This is a genomic window from Microbacterium sp. BDGP8 (assembly GCF_029991045.1).
Taxonomy (GTDB): domain Bacteria; phylum Actinomycetota; class Actinomycetes; order Actinomycetales; family Microbacteriaceae; genus Microbacterium; species Microbacterium plantarum.
Genome location: NZ_CP120712.1, coordinates 668,248 through 683,274, shown reverse-complemented (window position 1 = coordinate 683,274; position 15,027 = coordinate 668,248). Strand labels below are relative to the sequence as shown.

Genomic DNA, 15,027 nt, shown 5'->3' with positions numbered 1-15,027 from the left:
GGACGCTGTCATGACCCACCGCGACCAGATGACCCGGACCTCCTCGGGCTACTTCGTCAGCCAGGAGGCGCCGATCACCTGCGACGACCCGATCCCGACGCCGACGGCGCCGGCGCCCGACATCCTCCGCTGCGCCTACATGGAGCTGGTCGTCACCGACCTCGCCGCCTCACGGGAGTTCTACGTCGACGTGCTCGGGCTCTACGTCACAGAGGAGGACGACGAGGCGATCTACCTCCGTTCGACCGAGGAGTTCATCCACCACAACCTGATCCTGCGTCAGGGACCGGTCGCCGCCGTCGCGGCGTTCTCGTACCGCGTCCGGTCGGCCGACGACCTCGACCGCGCCGTCGCGTTCTACACCGAGCTGGGCTGCCGGGTGGAGCGGCGGCCGGGTGGCTTCGTGCGAGGCATCGGCGACTCTGTCCGCGTCGAGGATCCGCTCGGCTTCCCGTACGAGTTCTTCTTCCAGACCGAGCACGTCGAGCGCCTCTCGTGGCGCTACGACCTCCACACGCCCGGCGAGCTCGTGCGTCTGGATCACTTCAACCAGGTGACCCCGGACGTCCCGCGCGCCGTGCAGTTCATGCAGTCGCTCGGGTTCCGGGTGACCGAGGACATCCAGGATGACGCGGGCACGGTGTACGCGGCATGGATGCGGCGGAAACCGACCGTCCACGACACCGCGATGACCGGCGGTGACGGCCCCCGGATGCACCACGTGGCCTTCGCGACGCACGAGAAGCACAACATCCTCGCGATCTGCGACAAGCTCGGCGCGCTCCGCCGATCGGACGCGATCGAGCGGGGGCCGGGGCGCCACGGCGTCTCGAACGCGTTCTATCTCTACCTGCGCGACCCCGACGGACACCGCGTCGAGATCTACACGCAGGACTACTACACCGGCGACCCCGACAATCCCGTCATCACGTGGGACGTGCACGACAACCAGCGCCGCGACTGGTGGGGCAACCCCGTCGTGCCCTCCTGGTACACCGAGGCCTCCCTCGTCCTCGACCTCGACGGGAAGCCCCAGCCGCTCCGCGCCCGCACCGACGACTCGGAGATGGCCGTCACGATCGGCGCCGACGGGTTCTCGTACACCCGACCGGGCGACGACGGGTTGCCCGAGTACAAACAGGGCGAGTACAAGCTCGGCAACCAGCTCTGACCTCCAACCAACTCTGAGAGGACGCTCATGCTCTCCCCCGACGACATCGCCGCCATCGCGGACGACCTGGCCGAGGCCGATCGCACCCACGGCGTCATCCCGCGCATCACGGCACGGTATCCCGGCGCCACCGTCGAGGACTCGTACGCCATCCAGGGCGTGTGGCGCGACCGGATGATCGCCTCGGGCCGCCGGCTCGTGGGACGCAAGATCGGTCTGACCTCCCGAGCGATGCAACAGGCGACCGGAATCACCGAGCCCGACTACGGCGTCATGTTCGACGACACGGTCTACGGCTCGGGCGCCGAGATCGCCACCGAGCGGTTCTCGAACGTGCGCGTCGAGGTCGAGCTCGCCTTCGCGCTCGCCCGTCCCCTCGCCGGGCCGGACTGCACGCTCGACGACGCGCTCGACGCGATCGACTATGCCGTCCCGGCCCTCGAGATCCTCAACTCGCACATCGAGCTCGAGGGGCGCACGATCGTCGACACGATCGCCGACAACGCCGCTTACGGTGCGATGGTGCTCGGCACCGAGCGGCGACGTCCCGACGAGATCGACCTGCGGTGGGTGCCGGCGCTGCTCTCGCGCAACGGCGAGATCGAGGAGACCGGGGTGGCGGCGGGTGTCCTCGGCCATCCCGCGACGGGGGTCGCCTGGCTCGCCAACAAGGTGTCGCAGCACGGCGCGCGCCTGGAGGCGGGTGAGCTGATCCTCGCCGGGTCGTTCACGCGGCCGATGTGGGTGTCGCGCGGCGACGAGGTCCGCTGCGACTATGGCCCGATGGGAGTGATCGCATGCCGTTTCGTCTGACACCGACCTTCCGCGACGCCCTCGCTCGCGCGGACCGCCCGCTCGCGGGGATGTGGGTGTGCTCCGGGTCGCCGCTGGTCGCCGAGATCTGCGCCGGCGCCGGACTCGACTGGCTGCTCATCGACATGGAGCACTCTCCCAACGGAATCGAGTCCGTGCTCGCCCAGTTGCAGGCCGCCGCCGCGACACCGGTCACGACGATGGTGCGGGTTCCGACCGCTGACCCCGTCGTGATCAAGCAGGTGCTCGACCTCGGTGCGCAGAACCTGCTCGTGCCGATGGTGTCGTCGGTCGCCGAGGCCGAGGCGGTCGTGCGCGCGGTGCACTATCCGCCCCGCGGCATCCGGGGCGTCGGTTCCGCCCTCGCCCGTTCGGCCCGCTGGAACCGCGTCGACGACTACCTGGCCGAGGCCGAGCAGCACGTGTCGCTCGTCGTGCAGATCGAGACCGCCGCGGGGGTCGACGCCGCCGCGGGCATCGCTGCGGTCGACGGGATCGACGGCGTGTTCGTCGGCCCGAGCGATCTCGCCGCCTCGATGGGGCTGCTCGGACAGCAGTCCCACCCCGACGTGGTCGCCGCCGTCCGTCGCGTCTTCGCCGACGCCCGGTCCGCCGGCACACCGGCGGGCGCGAACGCCTTCGACCCCGCGCTCGCGCGCGGCTACGCCGAGGCCGGGGCGGACTTCCTGCTCGTCGGCGCCGACGTCGCGCTGCTGGCCCGCGGCTCGGAAGCGCTCGCGGCGGCCTGGGTGCCCGAGGCCGACCGCACCACCCGCGCCGGATACTGACGCGGGATCACCCCGGCACGGCGCGTGCGATGTGGAGAGCGAGGTAGGCGACCTCCTCGTCGGTGATCTCGATGTCGTGCTGCGTCCGCACGAGCGCACGCACGCGTTCGGCCGTCGCCGTCGCCCGAGGATGCCGCCGGCTCATGCTCTCGAAGAGGAAGCCGTCGTCGCTGTCGAGCATGCGCCCCGAGAACACCCGCTCGGCGAAGAACTGCAGGTGCACGAGGAAACGCGACGAATGCAGGTCGTCGCCGAAGGCGATCCCCGTGGTGTTCGACACGATCGTGGTCGCCGCCGAGATGAGCCGTACGACATGCATCGTGTCGGCACCGGCCCGCCCGTTGGCGGCGTTCGCGAGGTGGAACGCGATGTTGGCGGCCTCTTCGTCCGGCACATCCACGCGCATGCGCGCCCGCAGCAGCTCGACACCGCGGGATCCGACGGCGTACTCGTCGGGGTAGACGGTGCGTAGTTCCCATGCGAGCCGGTTCACGACGACGAGACCGCGACGGTGACGCTCGACGGCGAAGTGAAGGTGGTCGGTGAGCGTGAGGTAGATGTGCGGATCGAGATCGAGCCCCGAGGCCACGGCGTCACGGACGATCTCCCGGGTGAGCTCGACGAACTCACCCGGGATCTGCGCGAGCAGCTCGACGAGGTTCCGCTGATCGGCGTCGTCGAGCGCGACGAACACCCGATCGGTCGCGCCCTCGTCGACGACGTCGCCGGGTTTGGCACCGAATCCGATGCCCTTGCCCAGCAGCACCCGCTCGACGCCGCGCTCGTCATCGACGAGCACGACGCTCGAGTTGAGCACCTTCTTGATGATCTGCATGCCCGTCCTCATCGACCCGGCCTCACGCTCGTGGAGCAGGAGGGTCACCCGAGATCTGCGCCGTTCGTGGCGATCACCCGCTGGTACCACCAGAACGAATCCTTGCGCCGACGCTCACCGCTGCCCTGACCGAGATCGTCGAGGTCGACGTGAATGAAACCGTATCGCTTCGAGATCTGCGACGACGACGCACTGATGATGTCGATCGGCGCCCAGCTGGTGTAGCCCATCAGCTCGACGCCCTCGTCGACGGCCCGGATCATCTCGCGGAAGTGCGCCCGGAAATAGTCGATGCGGTAGGGGTCGTGGACGCGCCCGTCGGCGGTCAGCTCATCGCGCATGCCCAGCCCGTTCTCGACGATGAACAGCGGCTTGCCGTAGCGGTCGTACAGATCGATGAGCGAGATCCGCAGCCCGACCGGGTCGATCTGCCAGCCCCACTCGCTGGACTCGAGGTAGGGGTTCTTGACCCCGAGCACCGTGTTCCCCGGGGTCCGCTCGGCATCCGGGTCGACGGACTCGGCGAGGGTCATGTAATACGACAGCGAGATGAAATCGACGGGGTGCTCGCGCAGCAGCTCGGCATCCCCCTCGGCGAACGGGATCTCGACGCCCTGTCGCGCGAGCGCGTTCAGGGCGAGGCGGGGGTAGGCGCCGCCGGCCTGGACATCCGTGCAGAGGTAGAGCAGCCGGTCCTTCGCCTGGGTCGCGGCGATGTCGTCGGGGTGGCACGTCAGCGGGTAGGTCTTCAGCATGGTCAGCATGCAGCCCATCTGCGACTCGGGCCACATCTCGTGCAGCATCCGCGTCACCGAGGCCGAGGCCACGAACTGGTGATGGAGGGCGGTGTAGCAGGCCTGCAGGATGCTGCCTTCGACGGTCTCCTCGATGATGCCGCCCGAAGTGAGCGGATGCCGCACGATGCCGTCGATTTCGTTGAACGACAGCCACAGCTTGACCAGGTGCCCGAAGCGCTCGAAGCACGTGCGGGCGAAGCGCTCGAACAGGGCGATCGTGCCGCGATCGACCCAGCAGTTGTTCTTCAGGGCGAGGGCGAGCGGCGGGTCGTAGTGCGAGAGCGTGACGAGCGGTTCGATGCCCAGCCGCCGCATCTCGGTGAACAGCCCCTCGTAGAAGGCGATGCCGTCCTCGTTGGGTTCGGTCTCCTCGCCCGTCGGGTACAGCCGCGTCCACGCGATCGACACGCGCAGCACCGTGAACCCCATCTCGGCGAACAGGGCGAGATCCTCGGGATACCGGTGGTAGAAGTCGATGCCGCGGCGCTTGGGGTAATACGTCTCGTCATCATCGGCCATGGCGGCGGTGATGCTCTCGACCGTGTGCGCGTGATGGATCGCGTATTCGCGGGGGTCGACGTTCGGACGATACTTCGCGATGTCCGAGACGGCCGGACCGCGGCCGCCCTCGCGCCACGCGCCCTCGGCTTGATTGGCGGCGAGCGCGCCGCCCCACAGGAACGAATCAGACAGTGCCACGAGCGGCCTCCTTGGTACGAGCGGTGAAGATGCCGGTGCCCGCCTCGACGGGCCCGGTGAGGGCTTCGACGACCTCGAACGCGTCGCCGTTGAGGACGACGACCGGGGTGATCGTGTCGAAGCCGGCGAGGTGGATCGCCTCGAGGTCGGCCTCGAGGATCAGCTGCCCGCGTTCGACGCGATCGCCCTGCGCGACGTGGGCGACGAAGGGAGCTCCGTCGAGCTTGACCGTGTCGAGCCCGACGTGGACGAGGATCTCGACGCCGTCGTCGCCGGTGATGCCGAAGGCGTGCTTCGAGGGCAGCAGGCTCGAGACCACTCCCGACAGCGGCGCGTACACGGCGCCCGCACTGGGGCGGATCGCGACGCCGTCGCCGAGGATGCCGCCGCCGAAGACCGGGTCGTCGACGCGGTCGAGCGGGACGACCTCGCCCGCGACGGGGGCGACGAGGCGGCCGTCGCCGACCGGGTTGGGCGCGATCCCGCCCGCCGGGCCGGTCTGAGCCTCGAGGGCGCGGATCGTGCCCGAGTCGGAGTCCTTCCAGATGACGAGCGCGACGACGAAGGCGGTCGCGAAGGCGACGAGCGCCCCGATGACGGCATGGATGAGGTTCCACGGGTTGAGCACGTCGATGAACATCGAGATGCTCGCAGCCCCCGGGCTGACGAGCGCGAAGGCGCCCACGGCGGCGATGCCCAGGTAGACGCCGCCGGTCAGCGAGCCGGCGATCACCGCGAACAGCGCACGGCGGTTCTGCAGCGTCACGCCGTAGAGCGCGGGCTCGGTGATGCCGAAGAACGCGGAGATGCCCGACGAGATGGCCGTGCCGCGCAGAGTCTTGTTGCGGGTGCGGATAGCGACGGCCAGGCTCGAGCCCGATTCGGCGATGTTGTGGGCGAGCGAGGCCACGAGGTAGAAGGGGTCACGCCCCTGCTGTGCGACGGTGGCGATCGTGGGGGGGATGAACGCCTTGTGCATGCCCACCGAGATGATGAAGGGGAGCACGGCTGCCAGCAGCGCGATAGCGACCCAGCCGAGCGTGCCGTACAGCCAGAGCATGCCGCCGGTGAGCAGCGATCCGAGGCCGTAACCGAGGGGCCCGAGGGCGAAGATCATGATCGGCGAGACCACGATGAAGCACAGCAGCGGCACGAAGAAGGTGCGGATGGGCCCGGGCGTGATCTTCGTCGCCAGCTTCTCGACGGGCCACAGCAGCAGCACCGCGAGGATCGGCGGGAAGACCTGGGCGTTGTAGGAGATCGCGGGGATGGCGAGGCCGAAGAGCGCGACACCGCCCTCCTGCGTCAGCAGACCGGAGAACGTCGGGAACACCAAGAGCCCGACGATGCCGAGAGCCAGCGGGATGTTGACGCCCAGCTTCTTCGCGGCAGTGTAGGTCACCAGCAGCGGCAGGAAGAAGAACACCGCGTCGGGGATCGCCGAGAGCACCTGGTAGCTGGGGTCGGTCGTCTGCATCCACCCGAGCGCCGAGGCGAGGATCAGGAACGACTTGAAGATGCCCGCGCCGGCGATGGCCGGGATGATCGGGGTGAACACCGCGACGACGAAGTCCATGATCGCCGAGCCCGCGCGCTTCCATGTCAGCTTCGGACGGGTCTCCCCCGCCGCACGTGCCGCCGCACGCCCGCCGCGCAGCTTCTCGATCTCGGTGAAGTAGTCGCCCACCTTCGACCCGACGATGATCTGGGTCTGCGGACCGCGCACGACGCCGATGACGCCGGGCACCGCCTTCAGAGCCGCCTCATCGGCGCGGGCGTCGTCGACGAGATTGAATCGGAGCCGCGTCGAGCAGTGCTGCAGGGCGGCGATGTTCTCGGGTCCGCCGACGTGCTCGAGGATCGCGCCCGCGGCGTCCTTCGTGGTGGTCATCTTCGTTTTCCTCCTGTGGAATCCCGGACCGTACCGCCGGAGCGGCTCCGCTCCGGCCCCGGTCGGAGGCAATAAAAAAAGGACCCGACCGCCGTGCGATGCACGTACGTTCGGATCCTGCCTGCATGACCAGTCACATGTCCGAGATGATCGTCGCACGTTCCACGGCGGCACGCAAACGAGCACGGCGGGGCCGTCGCGCGGATGCGACGATGGGTGCATGACGCAGACGCATCTCATCACGGGCGCGGGCTCGGGCATCGGACTCGCGATCGCGCGCCGGCTCGCCGACCGTGGCGACCGGCTCGTGCTCCTCGGCCGGAACGAGGCCCGCGCGGCCGAGCTCACGGAGCTCCTCCCGGACGCCGTCGGCGTCGCCGCGGACCTGCGCGAGCCCGCGGCCCTCGCCGGCGCGCTCGCGGACCGGCTGCCGGAGGCGATCGACACCGTCATCCACGGCGCGGGCGTCGTCGAGCTGGGTCCTGTTGCCGAGCTGCCCGTCGCCGCATGGACCGATCAGCTCACCGTCAACCTCATCGCCGCCGCCGAGCTCACCCGCCTCGCTCTGCCCGCGGTACGGGCCGCGCGCGGTCAGATCCTGTTCCTCAACTCCGGCGCCGGCCTCACGGCGCACCCGGCGTGGAGCGCCTACGCCGCGTCGAAGCACGGACTCAAGGCCCTCGCCGACGCGCTGCGCGGCGAGGAGGCCGCCCACGGCGTCCGCGTGACGACGGTCTACCCGGGGCGGACCGCCACGCCGATGCAGGCGGAGGTGCACCGCCAGGAGGGCCGCGACTACGACCCCGCCGCCTTCATCGATCCCGAGTCGGTCGCGACGACCGTGCTCGCCGCCCTCGACCTGCCACGAGACGCCCTGGTCCCGGACGTGTCCGTGCGTCCCGGCCCCCGGTGACGTCGACGTGGCCGGCTCCGACCTTCCTCCCGGGCGTCACCTCGCACTGACCTGGGGCATCGCCGTTCCCTACGGGGGCATGACCACCGCCCTGCTCGATCGCAGCCGCCTCTTCGCCGAGGCCGGAACTCCGGTCGACGTGCTCACCCTCGACGACCGCGCGTTCCCCCTGCCGCCGGTCACCGACCCCGACGCCACGACGCCCGTGACGATTCGCAACCTCTACGACTGGCCACGGACCGGCGGCGTGCATCCCGGCACGGGGCTCCCCGACGCACCGCCCGCGCTCGATCCCGCGGACGACGGCGTCATCATCGATGAGGCGAACGACGTCATCCTCCGCCGCCTGCGGCTCGGCGCCGACGGCAAACCGGTGGACATCGACCACCTCCGCCCCGATGGCACGATCGCGCTGTCGGAACGACGGGTCGGCGCCCGGGGCCGCCTCCTCCTGGCCCGCGACGCCGACGGCCGACCGGTCCGCGCCTGGCGCCGACGCTACGACTTCTACGCCGACTGGCTCGACCACCTCGTGGGCGACGGCGAGGCGTTCCTCATCGTCGACAGCAAAACCGTTGCGCCCTTCGCGGCGGGATACCGGCGACGCCGGGTCACGACCGTGCACGTCATCCATGGCTCGCACCGGGGGCCGAAACCGGGCTCGGTGCGAGCATCGCGCCAGGCGGTGTTCTCGCGACTGACCGATTTCGACGCCGTCGCATTCGCCACCGACGCCCAGGCCGCCGACGTGAGGGCGATCGTGGGGCCGCGCCCGTTCCTGGCGAGCGTCGCCCACCCGGTCTCGCTCATCGACGGCACGGCGCTGCCGACGGAGGCCGCGCGAACCGGCGCCGTCGTCATCGCCCGGCTCGAAGCGATCAAGCGGGTGGAGGATGCCGTCGCGGCGGTGCGCCTCGTGCACAGCGACGACGGACCGCGCGTCCCCCTCGACATCTACGGCACGGGTTCTCGCGCCGCCGAGCTCGCCGTCCTCGCCGAGGACGACGACGCGATCCGTTTCCACGGGCACACCGACGAGCCGGCAGCGGCCATGGCCACCGCCAGCGTCCTCCTGCTCACGAGCAGATCGGAGGCGTTCGGTCTGGTCCTCCTCGAGGCGATGGCCGCGGGCTGCCTCCCCATCGCCTACGACATCGCCTACGGACCGGCCGAGCTGATCCGCCACGGCGAGAACGGATGGCTCGTCGCGGACGGCGACGTCGGCGCCCTCGCGGACACCGTGCGAGCCGCGGTCGAGCTCGACCCCGCCCGGCGGGGCGCGATGCGGGAGAACGCCCGAGCGACCGCATCCGAGTACAGCGACGCGCGCATACGCCGCCGCTGGGCGAGCATCTTGCGCGCGGCTCGCCGCCGGGGGCGTACCCGCGGCGGACTGCGCCGGTTGTCGGCGGCGGCGCGTCGCGTCGTCGGCGACGTGCGACGACGACTGCACCGCCCGGCCCGTTAGCCCGCTCTCCACCGGCTCGTCAAGGGGCACTCGGAAAAGCGGACGGCTGTTGCACCCTGTCGTGGCACGAGGGGAGGCGAGCGCCGCGATGGGAGAACTGAGATACGGATCGGACCTCATCGCCGTTGTCATGCCCGACGACATCCTCGCCCACCTCCAGCTCGTGGTCGCCGCCAAGCTCGGCGCAGGCGAAGGGTTCACGGTGAGCTGGAGACACAGCGACGGACAGGGGCGCAGCACGCTGTGGCTCGAGCGGTCGATCCCCCTCCGGTTCGACTTCGCGTCGCCTCATCCCGTCGCCACCGATCCGCGGCGGGTGCGGGCGATGCTCACCGAGGCCGCCGCGGTCACCGGGCTCTCCCTCGGCACGCTTCCGCTCGAGGCCTCATGACCGACCTGCTCACCTCGCGGGCCGAGACGCGCTGGCTCGTCGCGAGTCCCGAATACGCCGGCGTCACCGCCTACACCGGCGGAATCGGCCGTCACTACGCCGCGCTGCTCCCGGCCCTGGCCCGCCAGGGGGTCGCCGTCGACCTCGCGCTCGAGACGAGGGACGATCTCGTGTCCGACGACCCGGGCGACGGGGTCAGGCTGGTCGACGGCGGCGTGCGTCGCGCCTACCGCGCTCATCACCATGACGTCGTCTTCGCTCCCGAGTGGGGCGGCCTGGCCGCGCCGCTCCCCCGCACGGCACCCCTGCTGACGAATCTGGCGACCGGCGTCCGCCTCGCCGACCAGGTGTCCGGGCTCACGCCGGGAGACCTGCCGATCGGGCAGCGGCTCGCCCGCCTGCGGCAAGCGTCGGCGGAACGGCATCAGCTGTACCGGTCCGCCGGTCTCATCGCCATCTCGCGGGCGATGCTCGAGCGCACCAGCGACCTGTACCCGGGCCTGCCGCCGGCTCGCGTCGTCCGCAACTGCATCGACGTCGACGCGGTCGCGGCCGCAGCGACGCGCGCGGCCGCACCCGACGGCTGGCCCGACGATGACGCGCCGGTCGCGCTCTTCCTCGGCCGTTCCGAGCGACGGAAGGGCGTCGAGGACGCTTTCGCGGCGTTCCGGCTCGTGCATGACGACGTGCCGGGCGCCCGCCTCGTCCTCGCCGGCGCGGGTGGGGATGCCCGGTACGAGCCGACGCGCGCCGCACTCCTCGAGATGCTGCCGCCGACGGCGCGCGACCGCGTGATCTGGCTCGGGCACGTGCCGGGCGAGGAGCTCTACGGAGCGATCTCACGAGCGGATGTCGTCATCTGCCCCTCTCGCTGGGAAGGCTTCGGCAACGTCGCCCTCGAGGTCAAGGCGATCGGCACGCCGCTCGTGGTGACTTCCGGCAGCGGATACGACGACTTCTGCACCGACGGCCAGGACTGCCAGAGCGTGCCGCCCGCCGACCCGGAACGTCTTGCCGCCGCGATCACCGTCGCCGTGCGGCATCCCGCGTGGGCACGAACACTCGCCGAGCATGCGCGCGCACAGGTCGCCGATTTCGCCCCCGACCCCGTGGCCCGCGACCTGCTCGCTGCCGCGGCCGAGTTGCTCGCCGGCGCGGTCAGACCGAGGCTCGACGCCAGCCGTCGTCCTCGCGGGTGATCGCTCCGGCTCGCTCGAAGGCCTCCAGCCAGCCCGTCATGGGCCACTCGCCCCACTTCTCAGCGAAGAGGGCGCCGTTGCGCAGGATGTCGTCGAGGTGCTGCCAGGGCGGCGACGAGGTCTCGTGATGCTGGTGATAGGCGTCGGCGCCGCCGACCCAGATCATCGGGACGCCGGCGCGACGCAGGGAGAACGCGAAGTCGGTGTCTTCTCCCCCGTAGCCCTCGTACCGCTCGTCGAACCCGCCGACGGACCGCCACACGGCGATCGTGGTCGCGAACGAGAGCGACCAGAACAGCGGGTACTCCGCGGGCTCGGCACGTTGCAGGGTGCCGGCGGGCGGAGCCGGGCGCGCCGCGTGGGGCGCAGTGGCCGCGCGGAGGGACGCCGCGTCGAGCGCGGCCCTCGCGGGCAGATACGTCACCGGCCCGCACAGGACCGCATCGGGGTGCTGGGTCGCCGCGTCACGGTAGCGATCGACGAGCTCGGGCCCGGGGACGCAATCGGCGTCGAGAAAGACGAGCAGGCGCGCCCCGAGCGCCTCGGCTGCACGGGCGCCGGCGTTTCGCGCCGCCGCGAGCCGCAGACCGGCCGCCCCCGGGGGAACGCGCACCACGGACTCGGCGTCGAGGAGGGGCGCATCGTCGTCGCCGATCCAGACGACGACCCGCGGCACACCCGCCGTCGCGCGCAGCTGATTGCGCAGGTGCTCGAGGCGCGGTGCCGAGCAGAGCGTCACGATCGCCATGTCGCTCATGCACCGGCTCCCGCCGCCGCTTCGGCACGGATGATCTCCGCCGCGCGCTGCGCCGCTCCGTCGGCGCGCCACGCGGTCCATCCCTCGCCGCAGGCCGAGGCCTGGTCGAGCAGATCCGGCCAGCGCGCCGGCTCGGGCCACCGGGGCACGGCGACGGCGAGGCCCGACCGCCCGAGCGCCAGGGCGGTCGCCCGCTGCTCGGAGAACGGACGTTCCTGCGGGATGACGATCGCAGGTGCGCCCGCGGCGGCGAGATCGGCGACCGCGTTCTGACCGCACCACGACACGACGACGGCTGCCGTCGTCAACGCATCCCAGGGGTCGGCGGCCCACGCTCCGGAACCGGCGCCGAGCACACGCCACGGACGCCCCGACGCGCGCTCCGCGGCCGCGATGTCGTCGGCCGAGACGTCGGCGCCACCGCCGCCGCCGAGCAGGACGACCTCGTCGCCGCGCGGCTGCGCTGGCCGACGACGACCGGCGAACCGCGAGATCCCGCCGACGAACGCGACGCGGTCACCGAGCGAGGTCAGGTGCTCGGGAGCATAGATCTCCTCCGGCCAGGGCGCGATGACCCGCCGCGCCGCGGCATAAGCCAGCCGGTGCGGCTCGTCCGTGCGGTCACCGGGCTGCGTGATGATCACCACGGGCACGCCGAGGAGCCGGACGAACAACGTCACCTCGGCCGAGACGTCGACGACGAACGCGTCGATGTCGCCCGCCCCGACCGCTGCGGCGATGACCGCGAACCGCGAACGGTGGCCGACGTGGTGCAACGGAGCCCAGTGGAGCAGGCCGCCCGCCGTCGGGTCATCGGCGGGGACGGCCGGTGCGGGCACGTCATCGCGGGAGAGCTCGACCCACGAGACGTTCGCGGGCAGCTCGGCGGGAGCGGGCATCGAGCTGAAACAGACGACGTCGACATCGAGGTGGGGCGCGATGGCGAGCATACGGGTCAGGTGGCCGCGACCATGGTGGTGCACGTACCAGCCGATGCGCCCCGTCATGCCGGCAGCTCGGCGGGCGCCGCGAGCGTGCTCAGCGACGCGAAGATCTCCTCGAGGGCACTCGTTCGCGCGTCGAGCGAGAACCGCTCCACCGCCCGCCCCCGGACCGCGCGACGGAAGCGCGGATCACGGGCCTGCGGCCAGATCTCCGCCACGGCATCCGCCATCGCGGCGACGTCTCCGGCGCCCACGAGGCGCATCCCAACGGAGGCCGCCGCGATCTCGGGCACGCCGCCCACCGCGAAGCCGACGACGGGCGTCCCGCACATGAGGGCTTCCGGACCGACGAGCCCGAACGGCTCGGCCCACGCGGGCGTCGCGAGCGCGACGGCCGACCGACCGACGAGCGCGGCGAGTTCGTGAGGGGTGAGCTCACCGGCCAGCGTGACGTCGTCGCCGAGCAGCGGGCCGAGCACGTCGTCGGCGTACGCGCGGTCGCCGACACGGCCGGCGATCGTGAGCCGTCGCCCGAGCGATCGGGCGACGGCCACGGCCAGGTGCGGGGCCTTCTCGGGAACGATGCGGCCGAACCAGACGAGGTCGTCGCCGCCCGGCCCGGCGGTCCAGACGCGAGGGTCGACGCCGTTGGCCAGCAGGGTCGAGGCGACACCCGCGTGCTGCCACTCCCGACGCGTGTGCTCGCTGACCGAGAGGAACGTGCTGCCCCGGCCCGCCGCGGCACGGTGGGCCCGTACGAAGTCATCGTCGACGGGCGTATGCAGGGTCGTCACCATCGGCACGTCCAGCTGCGGTGCGAGCTGCAGCGGGAGGGCGTGCAGGCAGTGGTTCGAGATCACGTCGAAGTCCGCGGCCCGCGCGCCGATCGTCTCGAGGGCGCGCCGGAGCATCGGCACGCTGAGGGTTTCGTAGGCGGGCGGGTACGTCTTGTCGGTGCGCACCGCGTCGGCGTCCCAGCCCAGCTCGGGCATCTCCCAGATGCTGCCGGGCTCGACGTGGTCCGACCCGGTCACCGCGACGACGGTCACCTCGTGGCCTCGGGCGCGCAGAGCCTCGACCTCCGACCACACGGCGGCCTCGAGCCCGCCGGCGTGAGGCCTCCGGATCGGAAACCGGAGCGGCGCGATGACCGCGATGCGCAGCGGACGCCCCGTCACGAGGCACGCTCGCTGCGAAGACGGCGGTACAGCACGGCATGCGCTTGCGCCGTCCCGGCATCCTGCTCGCGACGACTGTCGCGACGCGCTTCGATGAGATCGGCCCGCGCGACCGAACCGGGACGGGGCGCCTCGTCGCACGACAGCAGCGTGCGCAACGCAGCGGTGAGCGTCTCCACATCGCCCGGGTGGAAGCTCGCGATCGAGTCGTCGTCATGCTGATCGGCGAAGTGGCCGACATCGGGGACGGCGACGGGGACGCCGAGGTCCCAGCAGAGCTCGAGCCAGCCGGAATGACTGCCGAAGCGGTAGGGCAGCACGCAGACGTCGAGTCCGCCGAGCGCCGTGTTCAGCGCGGCGTCGGGAAGTCGGCCCTGCTCGACGAGGACCGCGTAAGGGTGGCCAGCCACGGCCGCCCGCACCTCGTCGCGGGCGTCGTGATCGCGGACCGACCGGTGCATGCGGATCTCGGCGACAGCGTGATGGCCCTCATCGCGGAGGCGCTCGACCGCGGCGATCAGCGTTCGCGCGCTGGTCGGCCCATCGGTGCCGGGGCGGAGGTCCTTCAGGTGCATTCCGATCCGCAGCTCTTCGCTCACCGCGACGACCGACGGGGTCTCGCCCTCGCGCAGGATGGCGGGATGCGGCAGCACGACCGCCTCGCGTCCCCAGCGCTCGCGCACCTCGGCTGCGGCGCCTGCGGTGAGCGTCACGAGAGCGTCGACGCGCGGAATGAGCTCGTCGAGCTGGGCGGCGTACGGACCCTGGCCCGCGAGCTGGGGGTGAGTCAGATCGTGGACGGTGAAGACGACCGCCCAACCGGCGGCATGGGCCGCATCGATGCACGCCGTCAGATGGCCCGCGGGGAAAGACTCGGTGCCGAAGTGCACGTGCAGGATGTCGGCACGATCGGCGTGCTGACGAATCCAGTCGGGGTCGAGGGCGACGGGGGGCCACCACACGCCCTCGGCCGCGCCAGCCACCGGCGGGTCGGGCAGGAGCTCGATGCCCGCGGCGTGCGTGACACGCTGCACGTAGGGATGCCCGGCGGGCACCGCGACGACGCGCACGTCGGGCGCACCGGACATCTCGTCCAGGGGCGCACTGGCGGTGACGATGGTCACGGTCCTCCTTGCTGAAACCGCCGAAACGGGGGCGATCCGAGTCGGACGCTAGCCGAGCG

The 15,027-nt window shown here is 71.4% G+C and carries 14 protein-coding genes; 7 read left to right on the top strand and 7 right to left on the bottom strand.

Features of this window, described 5'->3' with window-relative positions; genetic code table 11:
• The first annotated feature begins 10 nt into the window (after nucleotides 1–10).
• The 3 genes from hpaD to P6897_RS03180 are packed head-to-tail and all read left to right on the top strand — an operon-like array spanning nucleotide 11 to nucleotide 2,772.
• Nucleotides 11–1,171, top strand: a complete 1,161-nt coding sequence (gene hpaD / locus P6897_RS03190) for a 3,4-dihydroxyphenylacetate 2,3-dioxygenase (RefSeq protein WP_114589187.1) — start codon at nucleotides 11–13, stop codon at nucleotides 1,169–1,171.
• Between the two features lie 27 nt (nucleotides 1,172–1,198).
• The gene (locus P6897_RS03185) at nucleotides 1,199–1,984 is read left to right on the top strand and encodes a fumarylacetoacetate hydrolase family protein (RefSeq protein WP_282502071.1); all 786 of its coding nucleotides are present in this window, start codon (nucleotides 1,199–1,201) and stop codon (nucleotides 1,982–1,984) included.
• Nucleotides 1,969–2,772 (top strand): HpcH/HpaI aldolase/citrate lyase family protein, encoded by an 804-nt coding sequence (locus P6897_RS03180; protein ID WP_282502070.1) that lies wholly within the window; start codon nucleotides 1,969–1,971, stop codon nucleotides 2,770–2,772. The genes P6897_RS03185 and P6897_RS03180 overlap by 16 nt, the downstream gene beginning before the upstream one ends.
• 7 nt (nucleotides 2,773–2,779) lie before the next feature.
• Here the strand turns inward: P6897_RS03180 and P6897_RS03175 are convergent, their stop codons facing one another.
• The 3 genes from P6897_RS03175 to P6897_RS03165 are packed head-to-tail and all read right to left on the bottom strand — an operon-like array spanning nucleotide 2,780 to nucleotide 6,994.
• On the bottom strand, nucleotides 2,780–3,607 hold the full coding sequence (locus P6897_RS03175) for a PRD domain-containing protein (RefSeq protein WP_112616976.1): 828 nt from the start codon (nucleotides 3,605–3,607) through the stop codon (nucleotides 2,780–2,782).
• A gap of 44 nt (nucleotides 3,608–3,651) precedes the next feature.
• Nucleotides 3,652–5,103 carry a family 1 glycosylhydrolase gene (locus tag P6897_RS03170; RefSeq protein ID WP_282502069.1) on the bottom strand — a complete coding sequence of 484 codons (1,452 nt, stop codon included), beginning with the start codon at nucleotides 5,101–5,103 and terminating at the stop codon, nucleotides 3,652–3,654.
• Nucleotides 5,090–6,994, bottom strand: coding sequence for a beta-glucoside-specific PTS transporter subunit IIABC (locus P6897_RS03165; protein WP_282502068.1), 1,905 nt, complete (start codon nucleotides 6,992–6,994; stop codon nucleotides 5,090–5,092). The genes P6897_RS03170 and P6897_RS03165 overlap by 14 nt, the downstream gene beginning before the upstream one ends.
• Before the next feature lie 220 nt (nucleotides 6,995–7,214).
• On the opposite strand from P6897_RS03165, the gene P6897_RS03160 reads away from it, so the two are divergent.
• The 4 genes from P6897_RS03160 to P6897_RS03145 all read left to right on the top strand — a co-directional run bounded on the left by P6897_RS03160 (nucleotide 7,215) and on the right by P6897_RS03145 (nucleotide 10,965).
• Complete coding sequence (locus P6897_RS03160; RefSeq protein ID WP_282502067.1) at nucleotides 7,215–7,907, top strand: SDR family oxidoreductase; 693 nt, start codon at nucleotides 7,215–7,217, stop codon at nucleotides 7,905–7,907.
• 7 nt (nucleotides 7,908–7,914) lie between these two features.
• Nucleotides 7,915–9,375: a glycosyltransferase gene (locus P6897_RS03155; RefSeq protein ID WP_282502066.1), complete on the top strand. Its 1,461-nt coding sequence runs from the start codon at nucleotides 7,915–7,917 to the stop codon at nucleotides 9,373–9,375.
• Between the two features lie 88 nt (nucleotides 9,376–9,463).
• Entirely contained in the window at nucleotides 9,464–9,766 is a 303-nt protein-coding gene (locus P6897_RS03150) for a hypothetical protein (RefSeq protein ID WP_282502065.1), read from the top strand.
• Entirely contained in the window at nucleotides 9,763–10,965 is a 1,203-nt protein-coding gene (locus P6897_RS03145; RefSeq protein ID WP_282502064.1) for a glycosyltransferase family 4 protein, read from the top strand. Before P6897_RS03150 ends, P6897_RS03145 begins: the two co-directional genes overlap by 4 nt.
• Here the strand turns inward: P6897_RS03145 and P6897_RS03140 are convergent.
• The 4 genes from P6897_RS03140 to P6897_RS03125 are packed head-to-tail and all read right to left on the bottom strand — an operon-like array spanning nucleotide 10,925 to nucleotide 14,968.
• On the bottom strand, nucleotides 10,925–11,722 hold the full coding sequence (locus P6897_RS03140; RefSeq protein ID WP_274178378.1) for a galactosyltransferase-related protein: 798 nt from the start codon (nucleotides 11,720–11,722) through the stop codon (nucleotides 10,925–10,927). The two genes, P6897_RS03145 and P6897_RS03140, sit on opposite strands and share 41 nt — an antisense overlap.
• Complete coding sequence (locus P6897_RS03135; RefSeq protein ID WP_282502063.1) at nucleotides 11,719–12,729, bottom strand: glycosyltransferase; 1,011 nt, start codon at nucleotides 12,727–12,729, stop codon at nucleotides 11,719–11,721. The genes P6897_RS03140 and P6897_RS03135 overlap by 4 nt, the downstream gene beginning before the upstream one ends.
• Nucleotides 12,726–13,844, bottom strand: coding sequence for a glycosyltransferase (locus P6897_RS03130; protein ID WP_282502062.1), 1,119 nt, complete (start codon nucleotides 13,842–13,844; stop codon nucleotides 12,726–12,728). Before P6897_RS03130 ends, P6897_RS03135 begins: the two co-directional genes overlap by 4 nt.
• Entirely contained in the window at nucleotides 13,841–14,968 is a 1,128-nt protein-coding gene (locus tag P6897_RS03125; protein ID WP_282502061.1) for a glycosyltransferase, read from the bottom strand. The genes P6897_RS03130 and P6897_RS03125 overlap by 4 nt, the downstream gene beginning before the upstream one ends.
• Nucleotides 14,969–15,027: the final 59 nt, after the last annotated feature.

Excerpts from the sequence above, each read along its gene's own strand:
- P6897_RS03160 (WP_282502067.1), top strand. The coding sequence starts at position 7,215 with ATGACGCAGACGCATCTCATCACGGGCGCGGGCTCGGGCATCGGACTC.
- P6897_RS03140 (WP_274178378.1), bottom strand. The coding sequence starts at position 11,722 with ATGAGCGACATGGCGATCGTGACGCTCTGCTCGGCACCGCGCCTCGAG.
- P6897_RS03135 (WP_282502063.1), bottom strand. The coding sequence starts at position 12,729 with ATGACGGGGCGCATCGGCTGGTACGTGCACCACCATGGTCGCGGCCAC.
- P6897_RS03150 (WP_282502065.1), top strand. The coding sequence starts at position 9,464 with ATGGGAGAACTGAGATACGGATCGGACCTCATCGCCGTTGTCATGCCC.
- P6897_RS03180 (WP_282502070.1), top strand. The coding sequence starts at position 1,969 with ATGCCGTTTCGTCTGACACCGACCTTCCGCGACGCCCTCGCTCGCGCG.
- P6897_RS03185 (WP_282502071.1), top strand. The coding sequence starts at position 1,199 with ATGCTCTCCCCCGACGACATCGCCGCCATCGCGGACGACCTGGCCGAG.
- hpaD (WP_114589187.1), top strand. The coding sequence starts at position 11 with ATGACCCACCGCGACCAGATGACCCGGACCTCCTCGGGCTACTTCGTC.
- P6897_RS03145 (WP_282502064.1), top strand. The coding sequence starts at position 9,763 with ATGACCGACCTGCTCACCTCGCGGGCCGAGACGCGCTGGCTCGTCGCG.
- P6897_RS03175 (WP_112616976.1), bottom strand. The coding sequence starts at position 3,607 with ATGCAGATCATCAAGAAGGTGCTCAACTCGAGCGTCGTGCTCGTCGAT.
- P6897_RS03165 (WP_282502068.1), bottom strand. The coding sequence starts at position 6,994 with ATGACCACCACGAAGGACGCCGCGGGCGCGATCCTCGAGCACGTCGGC.